Below are 24614 nucleotides of genomic sequence, written 5' to 3' on the forward strand. Positions count from 1 at the left end.
GTCAAGCTTTCAAGCGAGCACCTGATTTGATAAGCCGTCGGGATGTATAGCCGTCGTCAGAACATTCGGAGCAATCCACGGTTTATCCATCGGATTACGTTGTATTTTGAGTCTATGTTTGCTAGGATTTGAGCGGTCGTTCTGTTTCGCCTGCTGCGATGGCACTTCCGGGTCTATCCCTCGACACCCACTTTCTTTACTTTGCTTACGGTTCGTGCATGTGCCCCGTCGATCTCAAGCGTTCCCTGGGCGAGGATGTGCATTCTTCTGTCCTCGGTTCGGCGCAACTTTCAGGGTATCGTCTGGGTTTTTATCACTATCTATCGCGGCGCAACTGCGGTGCCCTCGACATCGTAGCGGATCCACGCTCGCAGGTCGAAGGCGTACTTTATCGTCTGCCCTTGCGCCTGAGCGACCGGCTCGACGAGCGCGAGGGGGTCGAACTGGGTTATTACCGCCACGAGCAAGTCGAAGTGAACTGCCGGGGCCGCCTGTACCCTGGCGTGCGCACCTACACGGTGATCGACAAGCTTTCTGAGGAACTGGCTCCCAACGAGTGGTACAGCAGCGTCGTTCTGCGCGGAGCGCTTACCTGCGGTCTGTCCGAGGAGTATTGCTGGCAGTTGTTCGAGCGGATGCGCTGGCTGCAGTCGCGCCAGCGCCGGAGCGCTTAGCCGACGAGGCTGGTGAGCGGTTCGGTCGATAACCCCAGAGCAAGCAGGATGAAGGCGTACTCGAAGGCGATCTCGTTCAAGGCGCTGTAGCGTCCGGAGGGGCCGCCGTGGCCTGCGCCCATGTTGGTCTTGAGCAACAGCAGGTTGGCGTCGCGCTTGAGTGTGCGCAGTTTCGCCGTCCACTTGGCCGGTTCCCAGTAGGCGACGCGCGGATCGTTGAGACCGGCGGTGACGAGCAGGGGCGGATAGGCTTTTGCCTGGACGTTGTCGTAGGGCGAATAAGAAAGCATGTAGTCGAAGAAGGCTTTTTGCGCGGGGTTGCCCCATTCTTCGTACTCGGTGACGGTGAGCGGAATGGACGGGTCGAGCATGGTGTTTACCACATCGACGAAGGGCACCTTGGCCACCGCCGCCCCAAATAGCTCCGGTCGCTGGTTGAGCACAGCGGCGATCAAAAGCCCCCCGGCGCTGCCGCCGGAGATGGCGAGCCGCTCGGGCCGGGTGAAACCCCCCGCGATCAGGTGCTCGGCGCAGGCGATAAAGTCGCTGAAGGTGTTTTGTTTTTTGAGAAACTTGCCGTCCTCGTACCAGGCTTTGCCCAACTCACCGCCGCCCCGAATATGGGCAATCGCAAAGACAAAGCCCCGCTCCAGCAGGCTGAGCCGGGTCGAGGAGAAAACCGGGTCGATGCTGATGCCGTAGGAGCCGTATCCTGCCAGATAACAGGGGTTGCTGCCGTCAGGGGCCAGTCCTTTTTTGTAGACGATCGACACCGGTACCCGTACACCGTCCGGGGCCATCGCCCAGAGCCGTTCGCTGGTGTAGAGGGCCGGATCGTAGTGGTAGACTTCGTCGCGCTTGAGCAGGGTGCGCGCTCGGCTTGCCATGTCGTAGTCAAAGACCGTGCGCGGCGTCACCAGCGACGTATAGGTAAAGCGCAGGGTACTGCTGGCAAATTCGGGGTTGCGGGCCGGGAAGTAGGTGTAGACGGGTTCTGGAAAATCGACGGCGTGGCTGGTGCCGGTTTTTTGATCGAATATCTGGATCGTGCGCAGGGCGTTCTCCCGCTCGTAGACGACCAGATAGTCGGCAAAAAGGTCGATCCCGTCGAGCTTGACCGCCTCACGGTGCGGGATCAACTCCTGCCAGTGCTCCACTTCCGGGTGCTCGACAGGGGTGATGAGCAGCTTCGAGTTTTTGGCGTCCTGGTCGGTGACGATATAAAACTGCTCCCCCCGGTGATCGATCGTGTATTTGACTCCCGCCTGCCGCCTTGCAAAGCAGCGAAAGGAAGCTTCCGGGCTGTCCGCAGGCAGGTAGTGCGCCTCGGCGGTGAGCTTGCTTTCACTCTGGATAATCAGATAGCCCCGGCTGCGGGTCTTGAAAATATCGACGAAGAACGCTTCGTCGCTTTCTTCAAAGACGAGGGTATCGCCGGGCTGGCCCAAGCGATGCCGCCAGACGCGGTAGGGGCGCTGGGCCGAATCGAGGGTGACATAAAAGATCGTCCGGTTGTCCTCGGCCCAGGCCACCGAGTAGCCCAGTACATTGTCGATCCCATCGGCCAGCGCTTCGCCCGTCTCCAGATCTTTAAAGCGCAGGCTATAAATCTCTGAACCGTTCGTGTCGCTCGTAAAGGCGAGCAACCGGTGATCCGGGCTCACCTGCAGCGCTCCGAGGCTGAAGTAGTCGTGGCCCGCCGCCAGCGCGTTTTGATCGAGCAAAACCATTTCTTCGGCTTCGAGGCTGCCCTTTTTGCGGCAGAAGATCGGATACTGCCGGCCCTGTTCGGTGCGAGAGTAGTAATAATAATCGCCAATTTTTTCGGGCACCGAGAGGTCCGTCTCCTTGATGCGGCTCACCAGCTCGACGTAGAGCGTCTCCCGCAGCCGGGCGGTGGGCTCCATCATCGCCTCGGTGTAGCGATTTTCTTCTTCGAGGTAGGCGATCACCTCTGGATTGGACCGCTCGCGCAGCCAGAAGTACGGATCGCTGCGCTCGATGTCGTGGACGACTGTGCGATGGGAAATTTCAGGGGCGCACGGCGGTTGCATGGATCTTGACCTGTAAGAATATTTCAATAAACCGGGCCAGACTACATGATAGAGTCCAGGCTTTCGGATGTTCGGGCTGTCAGCCCGGAAGCAGAGCAGTTACTCATAGTCATCCGACTGCAATCTCCGATGACTGTCACTGCTGGATTTACCAGGCTATTGATCCCCGGTTCACACTCCCAGAAGTGTCTTAAGTTGGTTTAGCTGGGAAGAGAGTCGGAAACCAACGCTCCGCTGCCTCAGCTGGGAAACCCACATGCACTGCGCCTTTCGGTGAATCGGAGCGCAGGTATCCCCGCTCGAGCAATGCTTTGAGCACTACTCGGGCCTGACTGTCGGAGTAGCCAATGAACTGTCTGGCCATTCCCCGCTCAAACTCGCCGAAGCGGACGGCGAAGCGCATCAATACATCGGCACCTTTCGGCAACCTTCCCAAAGTGATCTCCTCGCGCATGTGGGCTTCGATGCGCTCAGCGAGGCGCTCTGTCTGCAGAAGTGACGCCATGAACCGGACTTGATCCAGGCAAATTTCCAAAAAGAAACGGCAGAAGAGAGTGAGCCCCCGCTCACTCAGGGTACCGCGACCGTCCAGATCATTGCGCCGCTCGTCATCGGCAGCTGCCAGCATGTTCTTGTACTCTTCTACTCGGCGGGCTAGTCCCCGCGAGACGGACCACAAGCCGGAGCGGCACACTCCTAGCTGACGCAAGTAGGCGTTGGAGAAGAGCCGGGCTACCCGACCGTTACCGTCGAAGAACGGGTGGATCCACAGAAGGCGATGGTGGGCAGCGCCAGTGGCGATTAAGGCACGGGTGCGTCCAAGTTGGGCTGGTTCGTATGCCTCGGCGAAGCGTGCCAGGAATTTGGGCAGATCGCTTGGCGGCGGCGGAATATGCGCACCAACTTTGACCCATCCGTTGCGCAACTGCCCTGGTTTGACCTGTCTGGTCGAACCGGTGTCCGGGTCTTTGGCCAAAAGAAGCGAGTCTGGTAAGCGGTCGCAGAACTCCTTATGCACCCAGATAAGCCACTCAGCTGAGGTGACGGAAGCGCTAGGGGGACCAGCATCAGCGTCGATCAGCTTCTGTACCGCAATATGGGCTTCGGCCTCCAACTGCAACTCGCGCTTGCGCGGCTCGGCAGAGTAGTCCCTCTTCAATGCCCGCTCGATGTCGATCGGATGGGTATTGTGTCCCTCAATCAAGTTGGAGTAGTAACAGTTCATCGAGCGAACCAGTTCGGCTGTTGCCCGTTTGATATGCGGGGGCAAGGACTGTTCAAGGGCCCTGTCCTCGCTGACGATATCTATAACAAGATCGCTAAGACCTGCACTTGCTTTGCCCTCTCCGGGCAGAAGTGGTTCCATCACCCCGACAGGCCAGGAGATCTCTTCAAAATTAGTCATGCTTATCTGGATATCGTCCGGCGATTGTTTCGGCGGCTCGCTCTGTACTGTGTCATCGCCTTCTATTCTAGCTTTTCGTTTTTTCTTACTATAGAAATCGGCGATTGTTTCGGCGATCTTGAAGGCAAAATCTGTATTTAGTCTCTAGCCAGATCAAGATGGCATTCTTGCTGCTCTTCAGCTGTCTGGCGATTTCGTGGCAGGAGACGCTGGCAACAACCATCTCATCACCAGGGGCAGCGTCCCAGGGCGGCAACTGAATTCCTGAATCGTACAATACCGGTTATTTTTGGGACGAGGCCAATCTAGATAAGGGTACCGCCGATCAGTCCGGCGAGCAGCAAGAAGCCGATCGTAACGTTTTCGTTGAAGACGCGGCCACCGGCGCGGGCCGGATCGCCGGTGGTCTTGAGTAACCGGTACTCGCGCCACCAGAGCACAGCGGCAATTGCGAGAGTGGCGTAAAAGCCGGTGCCCAGTTCGAGCTGGTAGCCCGCAACCACAAGACAGACAAAGGCGAGGGCAAAGAAGACGGCGATCGCCTCGCTCACAAGAGGGCCAAAGAAGATAGCGCTCGACTTGACGCCAATTTTGCGGTCGTCCTCGCGGTCGGTGAGGCCGTAGGCGGTGTCGAAGCCCAGGGTATAGAAGATCGTCGCCCCCCAGAGCCACCAGGCCGCTGCACTTAGAGAAGCGGTAACCGCCGACCAGGAGATGAGCACCGCAAAGCCCCAGGCGATCGAGAGCACCAGCTGCGGGACCGGGAAGACGCGCTTGGCCGCCGGATACAGGGCGATTACCGGTACAGCCGCCAGGCACAGCCAGAAGGTGAAGGGGTTGAGAAAAAACGTCAGACCCCAGGCACAGACGAGGGCCACCAGGGCAGTGACGACGGCCACCGGTATCGTCAGTTCGCGGCTTGCAAGCGGGCGGGTGCGGGTGCGCTCGACCAGCGGATCGATGTCGCGGTCCCAGAGGTCGTTGATCACGCAACCGGCGGCGCTGGTGGCGATGGTACCCACGACCATCACGGCGACGAGCCAGGGGGACGGTGCGCCGTGGGCGGCAGCAAAGACGCCCCACAGAGCCGGGATGAGCAGAATGAGCCGCCCGGCTGGTTTGTCCCAGCGCAACAGCCGCAAGATGGCACGGGCGGTGGTCATGGCGTCGAGGTGCTGCCGGTGGGCAGGCTGGGGGTGGCGGGAGTGGCCTCTACCCAGCGCAACTCCCGCAGCGAGGCGGCCTGGGCGATGGGCCCGTTGACCTCGAAGCTAAAAAATTCGGGCCCGCCGCTCGCCTTGCGGATCTGGCCCAGCAAGGCAGCGCTCGCTCGGACGAATTCGCCTGTGCCTTTGAGCGCAGCGCTGCGATCGCCTGTGAGTTGCAGGTTGCCGCCCAGGCGCAGCTGAACATTGGGGGTGAGGTAGCTAAAGTTGTCGCCGGTTGCTGTGCCCCGTTCGATCCGAAATGCCCCTTCAAAGCGATCGAAGCGGCCCGTGTTAAAGCCGCGCACACTGCCCGCCAGGTTGCCGGTGGAGCCAAAAAGTGGGCCAAGCAAATCGGCTGTGCTCAGGCGGCCATTTTGAATCAAAAGCGATCCGCTGCCGCTCAGCCCCTCGACAAATGCCTCGGGGGTGCTGCCCTGGGACTGGAAGTTGATGCTGAGGTCGGCACTGCCCGCGATCTGGTTGCCGAAGCCCAAAAAGACTGTCGCCAGCTGATTGACATCGGTGCCGCGCAGGGCAATGTCGCCGTTAAAAAGCGGCACGGCGTTGCGCACATTTGTACCGAGGCTGCCGCTCATTCTGCCTTCGGCGAGGCTCACCGTGAGGCCGCTCAGGTTCCAGATGCCCCGATCGAGGCGAGCCTGGGCGCTCAGGTCGGTGAAGTTCAGGCGGCTCAGCACGCCAGCGTCGATGCGCAGGCTGCCCTGGCCGTGCAGATTTTTGAGATTGTTTTCGCCCGCGAGGGCACTGGTGAGCAAATTGTCGATGTTGAGCCGATCGAGGCGCAGATCGAAGTTGAGCGCCGGATCTTGCGGGTTGCTCAAAGAGCCGGACACCCGGCCATTGCTCTCGCCCAGGCGGAAGGTGAGGCCCGTCGTGCTTACCCGGTTGCCGGAAAGGCTGACAGGGCCGCTCAGATCGGCTATTCCACCCAGCAGGCCCGGCAGATTGACGTTGCTGAGCTGCAGGGTGCTCTCTACTTCGGGGGCGGAACCTACCAGTTGCGCTTCGAGTGGGCTCGGCGTACCGGAGGCGATGCCCAGGTTGCCCAGTGGAGTGACGTAGCGGCTGAGGGTGGTCAGTTCGACGGCTGAATCGGAGCGCAGACGCAGGTTGTAGCGCTGGCTTGCCCGTCCGACATTGGCAATTGTGCCGGAGATGGCAAGGGCAATGTCTTCGAGTTCGAGGCGACTATTGCTGTCGAGGGCCAGGGCGCTCGGGCTGAGGGTGCCTGAGAGGGTGAGGCGGCGGGCCGGGGCGAGAGCGAGGGTGCCGCCCACGACAAAATCGCTCAACCCCGACAGATCGACCGTGGCGCTCAAGCTACGCGCTTCGCTGCCCCCCAACGAAAAGCTAACAGGAGCACTGCCACTGGCCCGGATATTGCCCTGGCCCTTTGGAGTGAGCAGGGCGACGGCAGCCGGAAAGTTGAGGGTACCGTCGCCGGTGAGCTGCATGTCGCCGTAACGGCTGACGAAGCCCTTGAGGTTGAGGGGGGAGCCGGCGGCACTCACCCGCAGTTGAGGAATAGTCGTGCCCCGCTCGCTGAGGACGACGCTGCCCACGGCATTTTCGAGGGGCGTGCGCAGATCCGCAAGGCCGATCGTCGCGCCGCGCAGGTCGAGCTTGCCGGTGGTCGTGCTGCCCGCCAGCTTCAGATCCACCGCTGCAGTGCCCGCCAGGCTACTAAAAGTCGATCGAAAAGCGCGCCGGAAATCGCCCTCGAACAGATCCGAGGCCAGCAGCGAGTAGGCGGCCTTGAGAGCGAGGCCGTCGCTCGTGATCGCAATCTGTGGGTCAGCGCTGTCGGTGCCGTAGCGGTTGAGCACTCCCTCGACATTCAGGCTCGAATCGCCCAGATCGGCCTGCAGGCCAGTGATCGTCAGCTTGTCGGGTTCAAAGACGAGGCTGCCGCGCGCGTTTTTAAGCGGTTGCGCCCAGCCGTCGCGCTGCAGCGAGGCACCGAGTAACTCAGCGCGGCCCTGCAGTTTTGGCGCGTCGAGGGTGCCGTCGATCGTCAGATCGAGGTTGGCCCGGCCACCGAGGGTGCCCAACCGGCCACTGGCCAGATTGCTGAAGGCACTCAGATCGGCGTTTGCTCCGGTGGCCTTGAGACTCAAAAGACCGTCCGTGGTGCGGTTGACCGTGCCGTTTAAGGTCGTCTCTGCCCCCGCCGGGCCGACGCGCAGGGCGACAAGCTGCAGGGCACTCTCGGTAAAATCCACCTTGCCGCCCAGCACATCGATCGGTGAACGCAGGCGGGGGTTGATCAGTTTGAGGTTCTGAAATTCGAGACTGCCCTCGGTGCTCAGTTTGTCGATCGCACCGCGCAGGCGCAGATCGGCGAAGCGCAACCGGCCTGCGCCCTTGCTCTGCACCAGCCAGTTGCGCAGATCGGCGCTAAAAAGCCCGAGGGGGAGATTGGCGCGCAGGGCATAAGGATCGATAAAGCCGCTCCTGACAGCAACGTCGAGCTGGGGCTTTGGGTCGGGACCGGCGGGGCGGACGATGTTGCCCGAGAGATTGGCATCGAGATTTTCACCCGTCAGGTGAAGCTGGTCGGCGCGCACGCTGTCGCCGTCGATCGTGAGGGCCGTCTGCACATTGACGCGGCGGACCACCCAGGGCGTCGTCGCAAATACCGCCGGCCAGTCCCAGTGCAAAAGCCGAGTACCGACCGTGCCGGCCAGGCGAGACTGGCCCCCCAGCTGGCCCTGCCAGTCAAAGTTGAGGTCAAAGACGCCGGTCAGCCCCGCCAGGCTTGGAATCTGCTGGGTATAAGCGCTCAGATAGCGGGGCCGGAACTTGGCGGCCAGAATCCGCAGTTTGCCTGAAAGCTTCTGCCAGTCGCCGTCTTCGGGGAGAACAAGGTTGCCGTCGAGGGTGAGGGCGGCAGTGACGGGTTTATCCCTCAAACTATTGGTCACCTTCGCCTGCAGGTTGATCGGCAGATCGCGGCGGTCGAGTTTTTTGATGTTGAGGCTCAAGCCTGTGACGGCGAAGCGCTGGGGAGGCTGGACCGCCTCGTCGTCGATGCTCACCGTGCTGTCGAGGAGGCGCAGGCCCACCTGGGCCAGATCGAGCGGTTGCTCGCCCGCCACCGGACGCAGCGCAAAGTCCGAAAAATTCCAGCGGCCATCGCGGTAGCGCTTGAGGCTCAGCTCCGCCCCCTCAAGTTCGATCGCCTGCACCTGGAGCCGCCGGGTCAAAAGCGGCCAGAGCGCCAGCTCGACGAAGGCACCCCGCGCCTCCAGGTCCGCCGGTCCATCGGAGGTGCCCAGGCGCAACTCGTCGGTGCGCAGCCCGATCGCACCGAACGTGCTCAACTCCAGGCGGCCCAGCAGCACCTCCCGCCCGGTCGAACGGGTGAGCACCTGCTGCAGGGGCTTGCGAAAGCTCTCACCATCGATAAAAAGCGGCAGCACCGCGAGAGCAGCGACGCCAGTCGCCGCCACCACCGCCGTGCCCACCAGCGTGCGCTGCATCCACACCGGGACCGCAAATCGAGAGGGAGGGGGCGATTTTTTATCGGGGGCGGGAACCGCTTCTGTCATGCCCGAGCGATCAGCTGCGAAAGTACCTCAGCCAGTTTACCAAGCTGCAGCTATTGCCGCTTGGCATCGAGGATGGTGCGGTTCTGGCTGTGGACGATCTGCACGCCGAGGCGGGCGGTGTCTTTGCTGGTGTCGATGCCCTTGGCCATCGAGACGAAATCTTGAGCGGTGCCGCCCTGGCCGCTTGCCGCTGCCACAGGCACCAGCACATCGCCCTCGGGCTTGAAGACCGAAGCGTTGCCGGCGGTGGCAAAGTTCCAGCGCTCCCCCGCCGTGCCGGAGCCGACCGAGATGCCCAGAATCTGCTGGAAGTCGGTCTGCTCGCCCGCCGTATTGGGCGTGGCGGGGTTGCCCAGGTCGGTTTCGGCGGTGATGTAATCGGCGCTCTTGGGCGGAATCTTGGTCTGGCCCACGGCAGGCTGGCCGATCGTGACGTACTCGCCCGGATGCTTGAAGTTGTACTCCGCCTGGCCGTTGTTCATGTTGGAGAGCACCTGGGTCGCTTCGGTCGTGCGCGCCTTGTCGGTCTGACCAATCAAGTTGGGAGCGGCGACAGCCGCCAGGATACCGATGATCACCACGACCACCAACAGTTCGATAAGTGTGAAGCCTGACGCCGTGCGCATCCAGTTGCGGCGCACCTGCCGATTCTCCATGGCCTGTACCTTCCGGTGCCGAACGTAGCCAATCTAGCATCTAAAGTTCGCCTTTCCAGGCGAGTCGCTTGGGGGCACCCACGGGCACGGACAAAATTCTCAGTTCAAAAAGTAAGCTACAAATCTACTCAGGTGATCTTTGAGTTTTTCTTCACTATCTTCCTGGAGCCGTACATGCCCGAAAAAGATCGTGTCTTCTTGCTCGCAATCAAGAACCTCAAAATCGACATTGCCGGATTTCCAGAGGGTGATCTGGCCCAAATATCTTTCAGAGTCCAGGTTCAACCTTGCACTCGGATCGGGGGAAACGTCGCAGAAGGAGGTGGTTTCAAAGCTGACACCTGTAAGCCTTGAATTATAAAAAAATTTCTCTAATACTTGCTTGAGAACAGTAGCACTCAATTTGCTCTGACGTTTCTCTCCGCCACTTCGAGCGAAATCATCAAATGATAGAAAGTGTATATTATCCATCACTTCCTCCAAAGACCGTCTCAAGGTATCAATAACTGGATGCTTGATGCCTGCGGCATCTGCGGAACCGGTTGACCTTTGCGCTTTGCATTTCTTCCTTGGATTGTGTTCGGGCCAATAATCTTTGCCCATCCCTCCTGCGTTTTAACGATAGCTAGGTCTGGAACATCAAACTCCACATAAATACTCGTCTGCGATGGCTTGTGAAACGAATTTGGACTGGCTGGAAAAGTAACGTGTGTGGTACCACTGTAGCTCTCCTGAACCGTGCCAGAAGAAAGCATCGCCTCATATTCCTTCCGACCCATCCAGCGCCCTACTCGGACAGGTGGCATTATTCTTGGGCTATTTACAATAAATCAGTGTACGGCAAAGCGAACAACAGCAGCGTTTCTCAAAACCTGGAAGCGAGCCGGGCCAACCTGCGGTATACCTGGACCTGCAGTGAAGACAGTACCTGAAGGATGCAGCGAATCGAGACCAGCCTGCCGGGTGTGTGCGTGATCGAGCCGAAGGTCTTCGGCGACGTGCGCGGCTACTTCTACGAGTCCTACCATCGCGAACGCTTCGCCCAGTTGGGCATCGGCGACCTGTTTGTGCAGGACAACTGCTCCTACTCGCTCGGGGGTGTGCTGCGCGGCCTGCACTATCAGCTGCGTCATCCCCAGGCCAAACTCTGCCGGGTAGCGCAGGGGGAAGTCTTCGACGTGGCAGTCGATATCCGTAGAGGCTCGCCCACCTTCGGCCAGTGGACCGGGGTGATCCTCTCCGGCGAGAACAAGCGCCAGATCTATATTCCGTCCGGTTTTGCCCACGGTTTTGCCGTGATCTCGGAGTCGGCAGAATTTGTTTATAAGTGCAGCGATTTTTATCATCCCGAGGACGAACAGGGCATCGCCTGGAACGATCCCCAGGTCGGGATCGCCTGGCCCCTGGCTGATCCCCGCCTCTCTGAAAAGGACAAAAAATACTTGTTTCTTGAGCAAACCGACCCGGCACTCCTGCCGGTCTACCGCTAGATACCCGGCGAAAACCCTCGCTTCAGCAGGCTATCTCAGACGCGGGGCTTAATACTAGACCCCAGTCTATATGCCTCTGTCAACTCGTTTAGGAATAAAGTACTAGTACCTGTCTGCCTGGCGACATTTATCCCCAAGGGCTGGGGATAAGACCCCCCTAGAATGGGGAGGTTTTAGAGCGATTTTTGGCCAGTGTCGGGGGTAGGGGAACCGCCTAAAAGTACTAATACCATCGTACCTAATTGCGGTTTCCCGCTGGACTTCTCTGATTCTGGCGCTCATGATGTTGAGGTCGGCAGAGATTTTATGTCGGCGCTGCGAAGATAATCCCCCCATCGACTCAGGTCTAGGTCAAAAACATGCCCGGAAAGCGGAGTCATTACAAGCGCAGATTTGCGCCCCAATGTCCAGACTGCGAACTACAGGTTTACCGCCTCAACAGCACCAGGCACAGCATCTATATAGAAGGCGCAGAAGCGATTGCCAGAGCGCTGAGCATTCCTTATAAGCGGGCGCTGCTCATCGCAAGCCAGGGTCCGATCGTCGATCGCAACCAGTGGCTTGAAGAGTTTTATTGCCCGATGCATGGCCGCGTCTGGCTGCAGGTGGTCCGCGAGCGCTCGAGTGGTCAGATCCGTGCCCAACTGCCGGACGCGGCGCTCTGGAAGCGCAGCATCGGCACGCTCGATCCGAACCATCCCAATCCTTCGGTCAGCGAATTTACCCTCAGCAACAGCCGCTCGCCCCAGCCCAACCTTTTGCATTAACTTCACATTCGCGCCCTACAGAGTACTGGAAACTGAATACAGCCTGTGGCTTGTCATCGAGAAGCCGGATCAGATTGAACACCGTTTGAGTGCGCTGACCGGCTCCTGTGTAGGATCACTGTATCGATTCACAGCCCCCGGACATTTCAGTTTTATTGGACTTTCAGAAAGCCGCTACTGGGATCGATCTCGGTAGCGGTTTTTGCGCGGGCTGGCTGCACCCAAATTTTGATTTTCCCCCTCGAATTTTCGAGTTTCTGCTTTTTTGGATTGAGGTTGCGATGGATACCCTGTCCCGGATAAGGGATTTACAGCTGCAGTTGCCCCAACTGGAAGTTCACCTGCTGGGCCGCCGGATCACCTGTCTCACGATTCCTTCGGTGATCGAGGCATTGACGAGCGCCTGCGTGCAGGACCGGCAGCTGGCAGTCGCTTACTACAACGTACACAGCTTCAACCTGTCGATGCAGTTGCCCTGGTTCTATGAATTTTTGCAGAGCGTCGATATTGCCCTGTGCGACAGCATGGGCATGCTCGGGGCGATGCGCTACATGGGTCTGGCGCTGCCGACCGATTACCGCGTGTCCTATACGCTCTTGATGCCGCAACTGTTGAGTGCCTGCGAGCGTCTGGACTTCTCGGTGTATCTACTGGGCTCGCGGCCCGTACACCTCGATCGGGCGCTTGAGCAGGTGCGGGCCGAGTATCCCCGGCTGCGCGTCGCTGGTCATCATGGCTATTTCCAGATGGCGGACCCGCTGCAGAACGCGGTGGTCGTCGAGCAGATCAACCACTTCCAGCCCCAGGTGCTGGTGGTCGGCATGGGCCAGCCCCTGCAGGAGCGCTGGCTCGCCGCCAACCGCTCGAAGTTGCTCGCCAACGTTCTGATGGCTGGCGGAGCAGCGATCGACCGGTTGGCGGGGGTGGTGCCCGATTGCCCGCCGATGCTCTCGAACGTTGGCCTGGAATGGCTCTACCGGCTTTTGCGCGAACCGAAGCGACTGTCGCTGCGCTATTTGCTCGGCAATCCGGCCTTTGCCCTGCAGCTGGCTCTGGCCCGTTCGCTTGCAAGCGCTTCTGAAACCCTCGAAGTCAAGACAACGGATCTCACCGTCCGCCCATGAAGATCCTCCAGGCCATCTACCAGTTCAAGAGCGGCGGCGGTGCGCTCAAGGTGGCGGCGGATCTGGCGCTGGCAGGGCGCGCAGCGGGCCACGCGGTGAGCTTTCTTGCCCGCGACACGCCGGTGGCGACGGCGGCGGGCGCGGTGCGCTTTTTTACGGGCAACAAGCTCCGCGACTGGTGGCAGCTAACCCAGACCTGCCGCCGCGAGCACTACGACATCGTTCATGTCCACGACCGCTACTGTTCGCTGCTGGTCAGCCTGCTGCCTGTGGCACCGGCCTCGGTGCAGACCAATCACATCGCCTACCACACCCACCGCCGGCTCACCCGCTTCGCGGACGTGGTGGTGGGCTGCTCTCTGGCGATGGACCGCCACCACGCCGAATTTTTTGGCCTGCCTCCGGAGCGGCGGGCGCTGATTCTCAACGGTGTCCAGTTTCGTGAGCCCAGTCTGGACGCGCTTGCTGCTCTGCGCGCCGCCCTGCCCCGCACATTTGCTGGCCGTCGGCTGTGCCTGACGGTGGCCCGCCTCGCCCCCCAGAAGGGCCACGTCTACCTGCTTGAAGCGATTGCCCGCCTGGACCCGGCACTGCGCGCAGGCTGGGGCTTTGTGTTCGCTGGGGACGGTGAGCTGATGGGCGAACTCACTGCCCAGGCAGAAAAACTGGGTATCGCCGCTGCTATCCACTTTCTTGGCCACACCGAGGCGGTGAGCGAGTGGCTCGCCCTCTCGGACGCCTTTGTCTTGCCCTCGCTGTTTGAGGGGCTGCCCCTGGCGCTATTGGAGGCGATGGCCGCCGAGCGCGCCTGTCTTGCCACCGCCATCGACGGCAATACCGAGGTGATCGAAGCGGAGCGCAACGGTTTGCTGTGCAGGGTAAAGGACGCCACTGACCTCAGCTGTCAGCTCGCCCGCCTGCTCAGCGACGCCCCCTTGCGCGAGAGGCTTGCCCGCCAGGCCCGCCTCGACTACTGCCGCCTGTGGACCTTCGAGCGCACCTGGCAGCAGTACGAAGCGCTCTACTACCGACTGGCCAGGATCCCGCAACTGGAGCCTTCCCGTGTCAATCTCTCCCCTTGAAAGGCCCACCTTCAGCGCCGTCATCCCCGCCTACAACATGGAAGCCTACATCGGCGACTGCCTGCGCTCGGTGCTCGCCCAGAGCGACGGCGACTTTGAGGCGATCGTCGTCGATGACGGTTCTACCGACCGGACCGCCCAGATCGTCCGCGATTTTACCGACCCCCGGGTGCGGCTCATCCAGCGCCCCAACGGGGGTCTGGCCGCCGCCCGCAACAGCGGTGTCGCTGCTGCCGCAGGCCGCTTCGTCGCTTTTTTAGACGCCGACGATCGCTGGTGCAGGGGCAAGCTCGCTGCCCACCGCCGGGTACTGGAGTCCCAGCCCGGAGTGAGCGTCAGCTACGACTGGTCGGCGTTTATCGACAAAGAAGGCAGGCGCACCGGCCTCACGATGAGCCAGGCGCGCCTCACAATCACCTGCGAGGCGCTGCTGCTCAAAAACTATCTGGGCAACGGCAGCACCGCCGTCGTCCGCCGCGAGGTGCTCGAAGCGGTCGGCGGCTTCGACGAAAAGCTGCGCCGCTACGTCGATCACGAACTGTGGGTGCGCCTGGCGGTAGCGGGCCATCGCTTTCAGCTCATCCCCGAGGTGCTTACCGAGTACCGCGTCCACCCGGCCAGCTTTACCGCCGACAGCGAGCGGATGCTTAGGGGACTGGAGGCGTTTCTCGAAAAAATTGCCACCTACAGCCCCGAGAGCGTGCGCACCCTCGCTCCCCTCGCCCGCGCCTGCACCCGCCGCTGGATGGCCCGCGCCGCCTTTGTCGCCGGCAACTATCCGGAAGCCCGCCGCCACGCCCGCGCCGCCCTGCTCCTAGCGCCTTCGGTGCTCTGGCGCGACCGGCGCGCTGCGATCACCTTCGCGGCGATTCTCGCCCAGACTGCCATGCCAAAATCGCTCTTCAACTGGTCTTTTAATCGCCTGCGTACCGGGCTGGGTGCCTCGCTGCTGCTGGCGGCGCTGCTCGCACCAGCAAGCCAGGCCCAGCAGGCCGTCTCCGCCGCCCCTGCCACCGTCGAGCTGTCGGTCGAAAAGAACGACGATGCCTACCTGCTCGGTCCCGGCGACCGCCTCAAGATCGCGGTCTACAGCTACGACGACATGTCGGGGGAGCAGACGATTTTGCCCGATGGCCGGATCAACCTGCCCCTGGCCGGGGCGATCACCGTCGCCAATCTTTCGCTCGAAGATGCGACAGCAAAGATCACCGAGCGACTGGTGCCCTACATCAACCGGCCCCAGGTGGCGCTCTCGGTGGTCACTCCCCGCTCGCTTCGGGTGAGCGTCGTCGGCGAGGTGAACCAGCCTGGACCGCAGCTTCTCTCGCTGCAGGGAACGCTCAACAACTTCAACAACCCGAACATGACCGCTCCCACTGCGGCGACGACGGTGCTCACCATGAGTCGAGCACTGGTGGCCGCCAAGGGGATCACCCAGAAAGCGGATCTGAGCAACATCGAGCTGCACCGCCACCGCAGCGACGGCAGCGTGCGGGTGACCCGCTACGACCTCTGGCAGACGCTGATGGGCAAGGCGGATTTCGTCGATCCGGTTCTCCAGGACGGCGACACGGTCGTGGTGAGCAAGTTGCCCGCCGGCAGCGATCAAAAACCACTCGTCTCGCTGCGCAGCAGCATCGCCGCCGACCGTATCTCGATCGCCGTGGGCGGCGAGGTGCGCAATCCGGGCGAGGTGCGCATCGCCGCCAGCCAGTCGGCCCTCGACGCGATCGCCAACGCTGGCGGTGCCACCGACGCCGCCGATCTCTCGGCGGTCACCCTGCTCAGACAGCAGGACGGCCAGATGCAGAGCCAGGTGCTCAACCTCGACGCCGCCCGCCAGGGCAACAGCGAACAAAACCCGATCTTGATGGCTGGCGACAGCCTGATCGTGCCACGCTCCGGCTGGCGCAACTTCCTCGATACTTTCGGGCGCATCCTCTCGCCCCTCAACGGGCTGACCAACCTGCTCTTTTTCTTTAGACACTAAGCCCTCCGCCAACAGGACCACCGCCGTGAACACCGAACTGTACTTTCCGATTCGTCGGCCCAACTTTACCCTGCGCGTCCTGCGATCAATTAGCCAGCAGCGCTGGGCCTTTGCGATCACCTTCACGACGCTGCTGGCTGCCGGTGTGGTCGTCACTCGCCTGCTGCCGCCCCAGTTCGAATCTACGGCCCGCGTCCTCATCGAGTACCCGCGCTCGACGGAGCAGTTGATCGACAAGGACGCCGACATCTCGCGCCTCGACACGGTGACCGAGAAGGCGAGCCCGGTCACCAACCAGGCGGCCCTGCTCGATTCGCGGCCCCTGTTTGAGAAGGTGCTCACCCGCCTCAAGTTTGACAAAGACGATCCGCCCAAGGGCAAGCTCACGGTCAAGACCGTTCCCGGCAGCGACCTCATCGAGGTGAGCTACCGCTCCGGCTCAGCGCGGCTGTCAAACGACATCCTCACGGCGTTGCTCGCGGTCTACATCGATGAGAACCTTTCGCTCAACCGCGAGAAGGGTTCCTCCGCCCGCATCTTTCTGGAGAAGCGCCTGCCGGAACTGTGGACACGCCTGCAAAAAGCCCAGGACAACCTCGAATCTTTTCAGCACGCCAACCGGTTTTTGGGCACTACCGTCGAGACCGACTCGGTGACCCGCAGCCTGGGCGACCTCGAATCGGACATCGGCAAGGCGCGGGTGGAACTGGCCTTCAGTGACCGCAAACTGGCCGATCTCAAGTCCCAGATGCCCGGCAGCCTCAAAAAGGCAGTGAGTGCAGCGGGCCTGAGCCAGGAGAGTGGCTACCAACTGTTGCAGACGCAACTGTTGCAGGCGGAGGCCCAGCTCGCCGACCTGCAGAGCCGCTTTGGGCCGCAGAATCCGCAGGTGCTCAACGCCATTCAAAAGCACGATCAGTTGCGGCAACTGCTCAAGGAACGCACAGCCAACCTGGCAGGCAGCGCCTCCGCCGGGGTGGCCGATTCGCCGATGGATCCGCTCCGCCAGCGCCTGGTGGAGCAGTGGGTGGGCCTCGAACTCGATCGCGCCGCCCAGGCCGCCCGCCTTAGCCAGCTCACCGGTCAATACGAGCAACTGCAGCAGCGCTCCGCCCGCCTGCCGCAGCTCATCAAGCAGCAGACCCAGCTGCAGATGATCGCCGACGCCGCCCGGCAGGAGTACCTCGAATTCAAGCAAAAGTACACCGACAGCCGCATCGCCGAGCAGCAAAAAATCTCGAACGTGCGGATCATCGAGCCGCCCCAACTCAACCTCGACCCGGTCTGGCCAAACCGCAAGCTGCTGTTTGCCCTGGTGATCGTCGGTAGCACCGGTATCGGTCTGTTGGTCGTCTGGCTGCGTCAGCGCAACAGCGACACCCTCGATGGGCTCATCGAACTGCGCGAGGCGTTGCCCCTGCCGATTCTGGCTCTCGTGCCCTGGCTCGGCAACGGGCTTATCGCTACTGAGGAGCGCATCGACCAGCGCCCCCTCGCCGACAGCTACCGCCTGTTGCAAGCGCACCTGCGCATGTTGCCCAGCCGCCAGCAGATTCTTTCGATCTGCAGCTGGAGCACCCTCGAAGGCTGCTCCTCGGTAGCGGCAAACCTGGCACTATTGGAGGCGAAGGCTGGACGGCGCGTTCTGCTCATCGACGCCGATGGCCGCTTCCCCGGTCAGCCGGAATTCTGGAACTTCCAGCGGCCAGAACTTGCCCTGCGTGCTCCGAACGAGCCGCTCATCTGGCGCTCCTACATCCAGAAAGCGCAGCCGGACCTCTACGTGCTGCCCTTTGGCCACATTCGCCCCTCCGAGTCGTACAAGGACTGGGTGGCGCTGTTGGAGCAGGTGCGCGAGGAGTACGATCTCGTTCTGGTCGATTGCCCGCCCCTGTTGCACGGGCCCGATGCCACCCTGCTCGCCTCGATCACCGACGGCGTGCTCTGGGTGAGCTGCCCGCAGCGGCTGGGCCGCCGCCAGGCGATCGCCTGCAGCGAAAATCTGCGCACCTGGGCGACGCGCCTGTTGGGCCAGGTGGTGATCGGCAGCGACGCCAATCTGCCCGGTACCCTGCCGGTGCGCTCGACCCAGTGGCTACCCAGGGAGGCCGAGACGAGTGGCCGCTGGCTTCCGAATGCTCCCAGTGGAGAGAATCGTCCATGATGCACCTGTTTGGCACCCCGCTCAGCCCCCCCCGCCTGAGACAGCCTGCTCCGGCAACGCCTGGGGCGGGCGTGGATGTCAGGGCCGAGCGCATCGTTTTCTGGACGATTGCGCTCATCCCGCTGTGGTGGATTCTTGGCCTGCAGGTGGCGGTCTACCCGCTGGTGGGCTGGTACCTGTTCTGGCGCTCTATCCGGCGACCAGGCATCGTCACCTTCCCGTTCGGCTGGAACCTCTGGTGGACTTACATCGCCGTCTGGGCAAGTTCACTTGTGGTCAACCTCGCCACCGGCGGCGCGGAGATGGGCCGGGCTGCCACGACCTCCGGCTCGATTCTCGGAGTCTGGACGTTGGTCGTAATCGTCTGGTACGCGATGCGCCGCTGCGGTGTGCGCTACGAGGTGGTGGTGCGCGCCATCTGTGTGCTCGGGCTCTGCCAGCTCATCGCCGTCGGTGTGGGCGAAAGCTACCTGCGCGCCACCGGCAAGATCCTCGAGACCAACAGCTTGATTGTGACGGCGGTGCCCTCTATCCCGGCCCGCGTTTTCTTCGAGTCGTACCTCTACGGCTACGACGAGCTGGCCTGGGACGAAGATCCGGTGCCCCGGTTGCGCTCGTTTTATTACTGGTCGCCGATCGCCGGGACGATGAGCATCTTCGTCTGCATGGCGGCCCTGGCCGAGCGCCATCGCCTCTGGAAAATCGCGGGGCTTCTGGGCGGGCTGACGACGGTCTACTACGCGGCGGCCCGCTCCGGGCAGGTGGGGGTCGCCCTCGCCCTGCTCATCGCCTTCTGGCTCGCCGGGGGCTGGGGACGCCGGATTCTCAACTGGAGCCTGGTGCCCCTCGCCATCGGCTCCCCGGCGATCGCCGCCTACCTCTACAGCTACTTTTTCGAGTACCGCGCCGATTCGGGGGCAGCCCGGCTCGCCCTCTACAGCGAGACGCTCAAATCGTTTCTCAATTCACCCCTCTGGGGCTACGGCACCCATGGTCGCTCCGAGATTCTCGAAGTGCCCCTCGGATCGCACTCCCAGGTCTACTCGACGCTCTACCACACCGGCGTGCTCGGTTCGGCGATCTTGATCGCGGCCTGGGTTGCGATTGCGATTGCCCTCGTCCAGCTTGGCCTGAAGCGTCCAGAACTGGCTCCTGCCGCCGGAGCCTGGGCGGGGCTCACCGTGGCGATGTTCAGCGGTGAACTGGAGGCGGCGAGTGTCACGGTCTTTGTGCTCGCCGCCTGGCTCGGCTGCGCCTGGAACAAAGCTCAGAGCAGCGGCCCCGACTGGCTGCCGCCGGAACTGGCAGCGATCGAGGAGCCGCCTACCCCCTGGCAGGCAGTGCGCCGCTGGTGGGCGGGCATCGTTTAAGTGAGGAAGGAATTTTGGTCATGGGCGACTTTCGCCAGCGCATCGAACCGCTGATGAGCTTCTGGCTGCGGCACTATTACCAGTGGCGCTACCCAAACCTGACGATCGAGCCCGGCGTGCGGATTGCGGGCAAGATCAAACTCTCCGGCTCCGTCCGGGTGCGGATCGCCGCCGGTACCCGCCTCCGCAAGCACAGCCACTTCTTCGGCGAAGGGGTGGTAAATATTGGTCGCGACTGTCTCATCAACGGCTGCTCGGTGGGCTGCTACCGGCGCATCGACGTTGGCGACGAGTGCCTGATCGCCGACTGCTACATGATCGACTCGGACTTTCACAACAGCGAGCCACACCTGCGCCACGCGCCGCTGCTGGCCAAAAATATCCGGCCCATCCGCATCGAGCGCAACGTCTGGCTCGCCTCCGGCAGCCGCGTGCTCAAAGGGGTGACGATCGGCGAGAACTCGGTGGTGGGGCTGGGTGCGGTCATCCGCCGCCCGGTACCCGCCAACGTCGTCGTCATCGGCAACCCCGAGCAGATCGTCAAGCGCTTCACTCCAGCCGAGCGGGAGCGCGCCATTGAGGAGCTGCACGCATGAAGCGCCGTCCGGTCCTCCAGCTTACCGCCGCTGCCCTGGGGGCGCTGGCCCTGCCGGTGGAGGCTGCTCCGGTAGTTCTGGGCCTCAACGTTGGCACAGAGCTGAGCCTGGGCCGCTTCAACCTGCGACTGCTGGATCTCTATCAGGCAGCGGGGGTGAGCTGGCTCAGGGTCTGGTACAACTGGGCTGTGATCGAGCCCGTTCAGGGCCGCTTCCAGGCTGAGCCGATAGCGCAGGCGCTCAGGCTGGCGAAGGACAGGGGTTTCAAGATCTTGTTTGTGATCTGGGGAACGCCCGCCCACGCCGGGAGCGGCGATCTGGGGGCGGTGCCGCGCCCGGCTGCCCTCGCCGCCTACTGCCGCTACCTGCAGGCAAACTTCGCCAGTCTGGTCGATGCCTGGGAGGTGGGCAACGAACCCAACTTGAGCAAGTACTTCGCCGGATCGGCTGCCCAGTACGTCGAGACGCTCCAGGCGGCCTACACCGTACTCAAAGGAAACCTGCCGGTGGTGGCCGCCGGGCCGAGCGGGATGGCCGGGCCCGCCTACTGGGATGCGCTCTTTGCCGCCGGTCTGGAAGCGGGCTGCGATCGGGTGAACCTCCACCCTTACCGCCAGAAACCTGAACAGGTACTCGCTCTGGTCGATGACTTCAAAAGCCGGGCACACAAGCCGCTCTGGATCACCGAGTTGGGCCTTTCTGCCGACGGCGGCGAGCAGGCGAAGGCCGATTTTCTTACCCGCGTGCTGCCTGCTCTGGCCAGCCGCGCCGAACTCACCTTCTGGTACCGGGGCATCCAGGGCGAGGGCCTTCACCCCCTGCGCTTTGGCCTGGTGGAGGTGGAGCGCTCCAGCGGCAAAATCACCCCCCTGCCCGCCTACTACGCCTACCGGACAGTGGCAAAAGCGACGAGCTGAGACTGCAACACCGTGACTCAAAACGCGATTGTGGGCGAGAAGCCCAAAAATATTCGCCACCAGGTCTTCGCCGGTGTGCGCTGGACCGGACTTTCGCAAGTGGCCCAGCAGCTGATCAACCTGCTGTGGAGCGTGGTGATGGCCCGGCTGTTGCTGCCGGACGACTTTGGCCTGCTCGCGATGGCGAGCGTCTTTACGGGCATCGTCTTCTTCGTCCTCGATCTCGGCCTGAGCGCTGTGATCATCCAGAAGCCAGAACTGGAAACGCGCCAGATTTCGAGCATCTTCTGGCTGAACGTGCTGGCGGGGGTGCTGATGACCCTGGTGGGCATCGTCCTCGCTGCTCCCATCGCCTGGTTTTATCGCAACCCGGCGGTGCAGCCGGTGGTGGTGGTTCTCTCGCTGAACTTTCTGGTCTTTTCGCTGAGCGCTACCCAGTCGTCGCTGCTGCACCGGCAGATGGACTTCAAGGCGCTGGAGCTGCGCACGCTGGTCGGGCTGATAGTCGGCACCGCCGCCTCGATCGCGATGGCCGTCGCTGGCCTCGGTGTCTGGAGTCTGGTTGGACGCCTGCTGATTGCCGGGATCGCGAGCTGCCTTCTGCTCTGGTCGGTCTCCGGCTGGCGGCCCGGCTGGTATTTTCGCTGGGCAGACGTAAAGGGCTGGGTCGGTTTCAGCAACGAGGTGCTCGCGAGCAACCTGCTCGCCCACGTTGGCCGCAACGCCGACAACCTGCTTATCGGTCGCTTTGTCGGAGCAATGAGCCTGGGCTACTACGCGATGGCCTACAACGTGATGATGTTCCCGGTGCAGCGCTTCAGCCAGGTACTCGCCTCGGTGCTGTTTCCGGCCCTTTCTCGGCTGCAGGAGGATACGACCCGGCTCACCTGTGGCTGGTTTCGGGCTGCCCGGCTCATCGGGGCGGTGACAATTCCGCTTATGGTTGGGCTCGTCGTGCTCGCCGAACCCTTCGTGCGCGTCGTCTACGGCGAGAAGTGGCTGCCGGTGGTGCCGGTGCTGCGCATCCTGGCGGTAAGCGGCGCGGTGCAGTCGCTGGGCATCCTCGATGGCACCGTGCTGCTGGCACTGGGCCACTCGCGCCTGCGCCTGCAACTGACGGCCTTCGCGGTCGGCGTCGCCGTTATCTCGTTCATTGTCGGCCTGCCGGGTGGGGTGATCGGGGTGGCAGGCTGCTTCGTCGCCGCCAACCTTTGCACCTCGATCGTCACTTTACTGGTGACCCTCCGTTGCCTGCAGCTCTCCGCTGCCGCCTACCTGCGCAACCTGAGGGGCGTTCTCCTGGCGGCCTGCGCCATGGGTGCGGCGGAGCTACTGATCCGAGCCCTTCCCCTCGCTCCCGCGCCGCTGCTGCTCGTGGCAGTCCCGGCGGGCATCGCCCTCTACATCATCTCGCTTCAAGTATGGGCTCCGGCGGTGGTCGCCGAGGCGCTGCAGTTTGTCCCCGAACGTCTTCGCCGCCGAATCCAGCCAGCCTGAGAAAATTTATGGACGCCATCGCTCCTTTTACCAACTTCTGGCCGCTCGTCTCGGTGGTCGTGCCGGTCTACAACGGCGAAGCGCTGCTTCCGACTCTGCTCACTTCCCTCACCCGGCTCGATTATCCGGCAGAAAGGCTGGAGGTCTTGCTGGTCAACAACAACTCGACCGACCACACCGCCGAACTTCTGGCCGAAACGCCCTACACGATCGTCTTCGAGGAGCGCCCCGGCTGTGGCACGGCGCGCAACGCCGGTATCCGACAGGCAAAGGGCGAATTTATCGCCTGCACCGACGCCGATTGCGTCCTCGATCCGCTCTGGATCAAAGACCTGCTCGCCGGTTTCACCGACGGCACAATCGGGGCGGTGGCGGGCACGATCGAACCCTACGAACTCAATCACCCGGTCGAGCGCTACGAGGCGCTCAGGCTCAACGACCCCGGCCACCGGTCGGTTCATGTCTTTTTGCCCACCGCCTGCACGGCGAACGTGATGTACCGCGCCGAGGTCTTCCGGTGCGTCGGTCTATTGCTCGATCGCTCCGGCGGTGAGGAGACCGACCTCAACTGGCGGATGCAGACCCGCACCGCCTACCGCATTCACTTTCTCACTGGCGGCGGGCTTGTGCGGCACCGCTACCGCTCGACTTTGAAATCTTTTTGCCGTTCCCAGCGCTACAAGGCCCGGACGCTGGTGGACCTGCACCGCCGCTGGAACCTGCACATTCCCACCGGTCGCAAGGAACTGTGGCGCACCGCGAAGGCGCTGTTTGGTTTTTTGCCGAAGGTAATTGCAAGCCCGGATCGCCCGAGCGCCCTCTGGGAAGCCTGGCTCGATATCGTCGTTCCCTGGACCCGCTTCCGGGGCATCCGCGAAGGCTGGAAACAAACAACGTGAAAGTCGCCCTCGTCCACGACTACCTCAAAGAGTTCGGCGGGGCCGAGCGGGTGCTGGAGGTGCTTCATCGCCTCTGGCCAGAAGCGCCGGTCTTTACGGCCTTTTTTGATCGCCAGGCTCTCGGCCCCGCTGCGGAGCGCTTCGCAGACTGGGACATCCGCACCAGTTTTGCCCAGCGGTTGCCTGCCATCGGTCGTCGCCACCACACCCTGCGCTTTTTGATCCCGTACTTTTGGGAAAGCCTGGATCTGAGCGGCTTCGATCTGGTGATTTCTTCTTCGAGCGGCTATCTGAGCAAGTCGGTGCTCACCCGTCCCGAGACGCTGCACATCTGCTACTGCCACACGCCGCCCCGTTACCTCTGGGGCTACGCCCAGCCTGCAGCGGCAAGCTGGTACCGCCGCGCCTACGAGCTGTGGGTGAATACCGGGCTCCGGCAATACGACTTTGCCGCCTCCCAGCGCGTCGATCGCTTCGTCGCCAACTCGCACGCGGTTGCCCGGCGGATTGCCAAGTTCTACGGCAAGTCCGCCCAGGTGATCCCGCCGCCGGTGCGCGTCCACGGCGGAGGCCGGGCCGGAGATGAATATTACCTCTACGTTGGGCGGCTCAGCCGTCCCAAGCAGGTCGATCTGGCGATCCGCGCCTGCGAGCAATTGAACCGGCCCCTCTGGATCGTCGGCAGCGGCCAGGAAGAAGCCCGACTGCGGGCGCTGGCCGGTCCTGGTGTCCGTTTTTTAGGCAACCTTCCCGACGAGCGGATGGCAGAAATCTATGCCGGGGCGAAGGCGCTGCTTTTTCCCTGCGCCCACGAGGACTTTGGCATCGTACCAGTCGAGGCGATGGGCCACGGTGTCCCGGTGATTGCCCTCGATCAAGGCGGTGTGCGCGAGAGCGTCGTCGAAGGCCGCACGGGGCTCTTTTTTGCTGAAGCGAGTCCGGCATCACTTTGCGCAGCGATCGAACGGTTCGAGGCGCACCACTTCAGCGCCCGCGCCTGCATCGAGCGCGCCGGTCAGTTTTCTGAGGCGGTCTTCAGCCGCCGGTTCGAGCAACTTGTCGAGAGCGAGTTCAACGTCAGCCGCCTTCCAGCTAGTCCACTGCCGCTTTGAGCGGCCCGGTTCTTCTCCCCCCAGTTCAGGTACACTG

At 62.4% G+C, this 24614-nt stretch carries 20 protein-coding genes; 13 read left to right on the forward strand and 7 right to left on the reverse strand.

Features of this window, described 5'->3' with window-relative positions:
• Positions 1–158 precede the first annotated feature (158 nt).
• Positions 159–674, forward strand: coding sequence for a gamma-glutamylcyclotransferase family protein (locus GKIL_RS02110; RefSeq protein WP_023171709.1), 516 nt, complete (start codon positions 159–161; stop codon positions 672–674).
• Here GKIL_RS02110 and GKIL_RS02115 read toward each other — a convergent pair.
• From GKIL_RS02115 to GKIL_RS25825, 7 genes are all read right to left on the reverse strand, one after another.
• Positions 671–2728 (reverse strand): S9 family peptidase, encoded by a 2058-nt coding sequence (locus tag GKIL_RS02115; protein ID WP_023171710.1) that lies wholly within the window; start codon positions 2726–2728, stop codon positions 671–673. The two genes, GKIL_RS02110 and GKIL_RS02115, sit on opposite strands and share 4 nt — an antisense overlap.
• A gap of 190 nt (positions 2729–2918) precedes the next feature.
• Positions 2919–4094, reverse strand: coding sequence for a Fic family protein (locus GKIL_RS02120; RefSeq protein ID WP_041244243.1), 1176 nt, complete (start codon positions 4092–4094; stop codon positions 2919–2921).
• A gap of 344 nt (positions 4095–4438) precedes the next feature.
• Positions 4439–5296, reverse strand: a complete 858-nt coding sequence (locus GKIL_RS02125) for a 4-hydroxybenzoate solanesyltransferase (protein WP_023171713.1) — start codon at positions 5294–5296, stop codon at positions 4439–4441.
• Positions 5293–8913: an AsmA family protein gene (locus GKIL_RS02130; RefSeq protein WP_023171714.1), complete on the reverse strand. Its 3621-nt coding sequence runs from the start codon at positions 8911–8913 to the stop codon at positions 5293–5295. Before GKIL_RS02130 ends, GKIL_RS02125 begins: the two co-directional genes overlap by 4 nt.
• Before the next feature lie 50 nt (positions 8914–8963).
• Positions 8964–9569 carry a type IV pilin protein gene (locus GKIL_RS25465; RefSeq protein ID WP_023171715.1) on the reverse strand — a complete coding sequence of 202 codons (606 nt, stop codon included), beginning with the start codon at positions 9567–9569 and terminating at the stop codon, positions 8964–8966.
• A 99-nt stretch (positions 9570–9668) separates the two neighbouring features.
• A complete protein-coding gene (locus GKIL_RS24460; RefSeq protein ID WP_144080296.1) occupies positions 9669–10172 on the reverse strand; it encodes an immunity protein TriTu family protein in 504 nt (167 codons plus the stop codon).
• Positions 10061–10375, reverse strand: a complete 315-nt coding sequence (locus GKIL_RS25825; RefSeq protein ID WP_023171717.1) for a TreTu family toxin — start codon at positions 10373–10375, stop codon at positions 10061–10063. Before GKIL_RS25825 ends, GKIL_RS24460 begins: the two co-directional genes overlap by 112 nt.
• Before the next feature lie 129 nt (positions 10376–10504).
• Between GKIL_RS25825 and rfbC the strand changes: the two genes are divergently transcribed.
• The 12 genes from rfbC to GKIL_RS02195 all read left to right on the forward strand — a co-directional run bounded on the left by rfbC (position 10505) and on the right by GKIL_RS02195 (position 24577).
• Entirely contained in the window at positions 10505–11059 is a 555-nt protein-coding gene (gene rfbC / locus GKIL_RS02140) for a dTDP-4-dehydrorhamnose 3,5-epimerase (protein WP_023171718.1), read from the forward strand.
• 359 nt (positions 11060–11418) lie between these two features.
• A complete protein-coding gene (locus GKIL_RS02145) occupies positions 11419–11826 on the forward strand; it encodes a hypothetical protein (protein ID WP_023171720.1) in 408 nt (135 codons plus the stop codon).
• Between the two features lie 281 nt (positions 11827–12107).
• The gene (locus GKIL_RS02150) at positions 12108–12950 is read left to right on the forward strand and encodes a WecB/TagA/CpsF family glycosyltransferase (protein WP_023171721.1); all 843 of its coding nucleotides are present in this window, start codon (positions 12108–12110) and stop codon (positions 12948–12950) included.
• Positions 12947–14032 (forward strand): glycosyltransferase family 4 protein, encoded by a 1086-nt coding sequence (locus GKIL_RS22130; RefSeq protein WP_023171723.1) that lies wholly within the window; start codon positions 12947–12949, stop codon positions 14030–14032. The genes GKIL_RS02150 and GKIL_RS22130 overlap by 4 nt, the downstream gene beginning before the upstream one ends.
• On the forward strand, positions 14013–16022 hold the full coding sequence (locus GKIL_RS22135; protein WP_023171724.1) for a glycosyltransferase: 2010 nt from the start codon (positions 14013–14015) through the stop codon (positions 16020–16022). The genes GKIL_RS22130 and GKIL_RS22135 overlap by 20 nt, the downstream gene beginning before the upstream one ends.
• A 25-nt stretch (positions 16023–16047) precedes the next feature.
• Positions 16048–18186 carry a GumC family protein gene (locus GKIL_RS02165; RefSeq protein ID WP_023171725.1) on the forward strand — a complete coding sequence of 713 codons (2139 nt, stop codon included), beginning with the start codon at positions 16048–16050 and terminating at the stop codon, positions 18184–18186.
• The gene (locus tag GKIL_RS02170) at positions 18183–19556 is read left to right on the forward strand and encodes an O-antigen ligase family protein (protein ID WP_023171726.1); all 1374 of its coding nucleotides are present in this window, start codon (positions 18183–18185) and stop codon (positions 19554–19556) included. The genes GKIL_RS02165 and GKIL_RS02170 overlap by 4 nt, the downstream gene beginning before the upstream one ends.
• Before the next feature lie 20 nt (positions 19557–19576).
• Positions 19577–20152: an acyltransferase gene (locus GKIL_RS02175; protein ID WP_023171727.1), complete on the forward strand. Its 576-nt coding sequence runs from the start codon at positions 19577–19579 to the stop codon at positions 20150–20152.
• On the forward strand, positions 20149–21069 hold the full coding sequence (locus GKIL_RS02180) for a glycosyl hydrolase (protein ID WP_023171728.1): 921 nt from the start codon (positions 20149–20151) through the stop codon (positions 21067–21069). The genes GKIL_RS02175 and GKIL_RS02180 overlap by 4 nt, the downstream gene beginning before the upstream one ends.
• A 12-nt stretch (positions 21070–21081) precedes the next feature.
• Positions 21082–22566 carry an MOP flippase family protein gene (locus tag GKIL_RS02185; RefSeq protein WP_023171729.1) on the forward strand — a complete coding sequence of 495 codons (1485 nt, stop codon included), beginning with the start codon at positions 21082–21084 and terminating at the stop codon, positions 22564–22566.
• Between the two features lie 8 nt (positions 22567–22574).
• Entirely contained in the window at positions 22575–23465 is an 891-nt protein-coding gene (locus GKIL_RS02190; protein WP_023171730.1) for a glycosyltransferase family 2 protein, read from the forward strand.
• The gene (locus tag GKIL_RS02195) at positions 23462–24577 is read left to right on the forward strand and encodes a glycosyltransferase (RefSeq protein ID WP_023171731.1); all 1116 of its coding nucleotides are present in this window, start codon (positions 23462–23464) and stop codon (positions 24575–24577) included. The genes GKIL_RS02190 and GKIL_RS02195 overlap by 4 nt, the downstream gene beginning before the upstream one ends.
• Positions 24578–24614 lie beyond the last annotated feature (37 nt).

The organism is Gloeobacter kilaueensis JS1 (assembly GCF_000484535.1).
Classification (GTDB): domain Bacteria; phylum Cyanobacteriota; class Cyanobacteriia; order Gloeobacterales; family Gloeobacteraceae; genus Gloeobacter; species Gloeobacter kilaueensis.

Bases quoted from the DNA above. Each gene is read 5' to 3' on its own strand.
- GKIL_RS02120 (WP_041244243.1), bottom strand. From the start codon at position 4,094: ATGGAACCACTTCTGCCCGGAGAGGGCAAAGCAAGTGCAGGTCTTAGC.
- rfbC (WP_023171718.1), top strand. From the start codon at position 10,505: ATGCAGCGAATCGAGACCAGCCTGCCGGGTGTGTGCGTGATCGAGCCG.
- GKIL_RS02115 (WP_023171710.1), bottom strand. From the start codon at position 2,728: ATGCAACCGCCGTGCGCCCCTGAAATTTCCCATCGCACAGTCGTCCAC.
- GKIL_RS02150 (WP_023171721.1), top strand. From the start codon at position 12,108: ATGGATACCCTGTCCCGGATAAGGGATTTACAGCTGCAGTTGCCCCAA.
- GKIL_RS02190 (WP_023171730.1), top strand. From the start codon at position 22,575: ATGGACGCCATCGCTCCTTTTACCAACTTCTGGCCGCTCGTCTCGGTG.
- GKIL_RS02110 (WP_023171709.1), top strand. From the start codon at position 159: ATGGCACTTCCGGGTCTATCCCTCGACACCCACTTTCTTTACTTTGCT.
- GKIL_RS22130 (WP_023171723.1), top strand. From the start codon at position 12,947: ATGAAGATCCTCCAGGCCATCTACCAGTTCAAGAGCGGCGGCGGTGCG.
- GKIL_RS24460 (WP_144080296.1), bottom strand. From the start codon at position 10,172: ATGGGCAAAGATTATTGGCCCGAACACAATCCAAGGAAGAAATGCAAA.
- GKIL_RS25465 (WP_023171715.1), bottom strand. From the start codon at position 9,569: ATGGAGAATCGGCAGGTGCGCCGCAACTGGATGCGCACGGCGTCAGGC.
- GKIL_RS02125 (WP_023171713.1), bottom strand. From the start codon at position 5,296: ATGACCACCGCCCGTGCCATCTTGCGGCTGTTGCGCTGGGACAAACCA.
- GKIL_RS02145 (WP_023171720.1), top strand. From the start codon at position 11,419: ATGCCCGGAAAGCGGAGTCATTACAAGCGCAGATTTGCGCCCCAATGT.
- GKIL_RS02180 (WP_023171728.1), top strand. From the start codon at position 20,149: ATGAAGCGCCGTCCGGTCCTCCAGCTTACCGCCGCTGCCCTGGGGGCG.
- GKIL_RS02170 (WP_023171726.1), top strand. From the start codon at position 18,183: ATGATGCACCTGTTTGGCACCCCGCTCAGCCCCCCCCGCCTGAGACAG.
- GKIL_RS02130 (WP_023171714.1), bottom strand. From the start codon at position 8,913: ATGACAGAAGCGGTTCCCGCCCCCGATAAAAAATCGCCCCCTCCCTCT.
- GKIL_RS25825 (WP_023171717.1), bottom strand. From the start codon at position 10,375: ATGCCACCTGTCCGAGTAGGGCGCTGGATGGGTCGGAAGGAATATGAG.
- GKIL_RS02175 (WP_023171727.1), top strand. From the start codon at position 19,577: ATGGGCGACTTTCGCCAGCGCATCGAACCGCTGATGAGCTTCTGGCTG.